The organism is Amycolatopsis sp. NPDC057786, assembly GCF_042797905.1.
Classification (GTDB): domain Bacteria; phylum Actinomycetota; class Actinomycetes; order Mycobacteriales; family Pseudonocardiaceae; genus Amycolatopsis.
The window spans coordinates 11,549-14,749 of the sequence record NZ_JBHVKW010000150.1; the positions used below are offsets into that span (position 1 = coordinate 11,549).

Here is a 3,201-nt window from a genome sequence, read left to right on the forward strand (position 1 = left end):
GCCGTGGGTGTGCCACAACACGGGCGGGGGGGGCCGGGGGGGGCGGGGCCCCCACCCCCCGTGGCCCCACACGTGTGCCCCCCATGGGGGGTGGCCCCACCCCGCCACCTGCCTCCCTCACGACCGACGTGGGGCGAAAGGGCCCATCACCGCATCAGACGCGGTGAAGGACGCCTTCACCCGCTACCGGCCCACGACCGGACCGGCGGGGATCCGGCCATGGCCGTCCACCCCGCGCCACAGCAGATCCGTCACGTCGTCCAGGTCGCCCGCCCGCAGCGCCGAGGCCGCCCCGGCGAGATCGGCCGCGATCCGATCGAGCACCGCCGCCACCGGCACCGCGTTCCCGGCGAGGATCTTCCGCCACAGCAACGGATTTCCGGCCGCGATACGGGTGACGTCACGCAACCCCTGCCCGGCGAGGCGCAAGGCGACGTCGTCGCCACCCGCCAGGCTCGCCGCCACCGCCGAGGCGGCCACGTGCGGGGCGTGTGACACCAGCGCCACCGCCGAGTCGTGCTCGGCCGCGCCGACGGTGACGGCCTCGGCCCCGCACAGCGACACCAGTTCGCTGGTCAGCCGTAGTGCCTCGGCGCCGGTTTCGACGCCGGGGCACAGCGCCCACGGGCGGCCCGCGAACAGGCCGGCGCGGGCCGCGGCCGGACCGGATCGCTCCCGTCCCGCGAGCGGATGCCCTGGTACGTATGAGATCAGGTCGCAACCGAGCCGCTCCGCGTCGGCGATCGGACCGGCTTTGACGCTGGCGACGTCGGTGTACGCCCGCGCCGCGCCCTGCTTCTGGAGTGCGGCCAGCCGCTCCCCCACGAGATGCGGCGGGACGGCGATCACCGCCAGATCCACTTCCTCGCCGGTCCATCCGCGGCCGGCGCCGAGCTCTCGCGCCACTCGTACGGCGTGTTCGTCGATGTCGGTGAGATGGACGGTGACACCCTTTTCCCGCAGGGACAACGCGGCCGACGTGCCGATCAGGCCGGTGCCGACGACAAGCGCCTTCTCGATGGTCACAGCTACTTCTTAGGCCGCTCTCCCGGCGATGTCGAGCCACGCGGCCTGGGCACCGCGAAGGGGGCTTCTCCGCGCCACACGCGGAAAAGCCCCCCTCGCGCCTAAGCGATCACCGTGCGGCCAGATCGGTCGCCCGGCTCTCCAGGTGATCCGCGAACCCCGCCCAGACCCGGGCGTGATCCCTGGCGAAGCCGGCGACCACGCCGTACAGGTGCGGCGGGACACCGTGCAGGATCCGTTCCCATTCCTGCCCGTCCATGGAGTGCATGGCGAGCATGCGCAACAGGATCCGGCCGACCTCGCTCAACCGCAGTGCCGGGTCGGCCTTGAGCCGCTCCAGCACGGTGAGCCGTTCCCGGTCCAGCGTGTGACCGAGGTCGGTTTCCGTCAGGGTCAACGGATCCGGCTTCGCGCGCAGCCTCCTGCTCCCGTCCGGGGTCGGGCTTTCCCCCCGTTCCAGCCTGCCGCGCACGTCCCGGACCGTCTCCGGGGAGATGCCGACCTGCTTGGCCACCTGACGCAGCGAAAGACCGGGATCGTTGCGGATCAGCTCGGCGGCGAGCTTCCGCCGCTCCGAGCTGTCGACGGGCCGGATCCGCCCGTCCCGCCCGATCCTGGCGCCGTTTCCGCCTTCGCCGCCCCGTCTGCGCAGGTCCGCCACGGTTCCCGCGGAAATGCCGGTCGCCGAAGCCACCCGCCGATCGGACCACTGCGGATGTGTCCCGATGATCTGGACGGCCGCCCGTTTCCGATCCGCGAGGGAAAGCGGCAGACCGTGCCGGATGTTCGCTTCCACCGCGAGCACGAAGGCGTCGGACTCGGCGCCGTCGATGAACCTCGCGGAGATTTTCGTATCGCCTCGTACTCGTGCCGCCTTCAGCCGGTGCAGGCCATCGACCACCTGCATCGTCGGTCGGTGAACGAGAATGGGCGGTAGCTCCCACTCCGCCGACAACAGTGTCTCGACATGCTCTGGATCCTCGCCCGAAGTGCGCGGCGAACAAGCAGTGGACAGTCTCGACAGCTCGATTTCGACGACAGGGAGAGCGGACAAGTCAACTCTCGTCGGATCCACCTAGCCCCCATTGAATCTGTTGATTCAGCAACTTTCGGACACGGCTCGTAAACCCCACCGTCCAACTGCTCGGCTTCGGTGGTTGGACACCATGAACCCGTCCGACGCCAGCCTCGGCCGCAGGGCGGGATGTCCTCGACGGTGAGGAACCCTCAAGCGCCACGGGCAGAACCGCATGCGGCGGCCCGCCTCGACGGTCTCCCAGCTGACCGTTGGCGCGTATTCCGACGAACTACCGAAGCTGAACGGCATCCTCCCATCGCCCCGACGGCGATCTGCGAGACGAAACGCTCGACGGCTTCCGGCCCGGCAGGACCGACACTTGGTCAGCCCGACGAAGCCGACACCCGCTTCGGCGCGAGGTCCCGGACATGTCCGATCTTATGACTCCATACCAGCTCGGTTCAGAGGATCGGCGAGTGAAGTCTTTGGTTTGGCTCGTGGTCGCGAGTCACCGACGCACCCCCTCTGTCCCCAGCAAAGCGTGCACACCATGTCAGCCCCAGCTGATGCGCACCTGTGCAGCATGGCATGAACAATCCATGTCGGCAATTGACGAACAGTGTGATTTTCGTAGTGAACGAGGCGCTCAAGATCAATATCCGGAACTTCGCATGCGGTATTGACTCGTTTGGCGAACATAAGTAAAGAGCCCGCGTACACGCTTGTTCCCGGTGGTCCGGTTAGCCTGTTCGCAGGTCTTGTTAGCCCGTTCGCGCGGCTCGTCTTTCTCTCTGGATGATCACAGCACCGGCGGTTCATGTTCCGTTCTTCGACACTTGTTCACACGAACGGCGGAGCCCCGCGTCCCATGGTCCGGGCGGAAATCACCCGGCCGGGGATCACCCGCGAGCAAAGCGAAGGGTGGCAGGCTGGACACCGGCCCCGGTTCGTCCATCGACCCGCCGGAAGGAGGTTTCGTGCGCGCGGACCGCCGAAAGGACGGCGTTCGGCCTCCCCCGACGACCACGCGGGACGGGCCCCGCCGTACTCGTATTCATGGGATGAAATGGTGTTCGCGGCAATTGTCGCCGCGCGAGCCTTCACAAACCCCGAAGTGCGTGAAGGCCCCCTTCCCTCGGCTGAACCGAGGGAAGGGC

The 3,201-nt window shown here is 68.3% G+C and carries 2 protein-coding genes; both read right to left on the reverse strand.

What is annotated here, in order from left to right; translation table 11 throughout:
• Positions 1 to 183: 183 nt before the first annotated feature.
• On the reverse strand, positions 184 to 1,026 hold the full coding sequence (locus ACFVM3_RS39825) for a prephenate dehydrogenase (RefSeq protein ID WP_378444962.1): 843 nt from the start codon (positions 1,024 to 1,026) through the stop codon (positions 184 to 186).
• 109 nt (positions 1,027 to 1,135) lie between these two features.
• On the reverse strand, positions 1,136 to 1,933 hold the full coding sequence (locus tag ACFVM3_RS39830) for a helix-turn-helix domain-containing protein (protein ID WP_378444963.1): 798 nt from the start codon (positions 1,931 to 1,933) through the stop codon (positions 1,136 to 1,138).
• Positions 1,934 to 3,201: the final 1,268 nt, after the last annotated feature.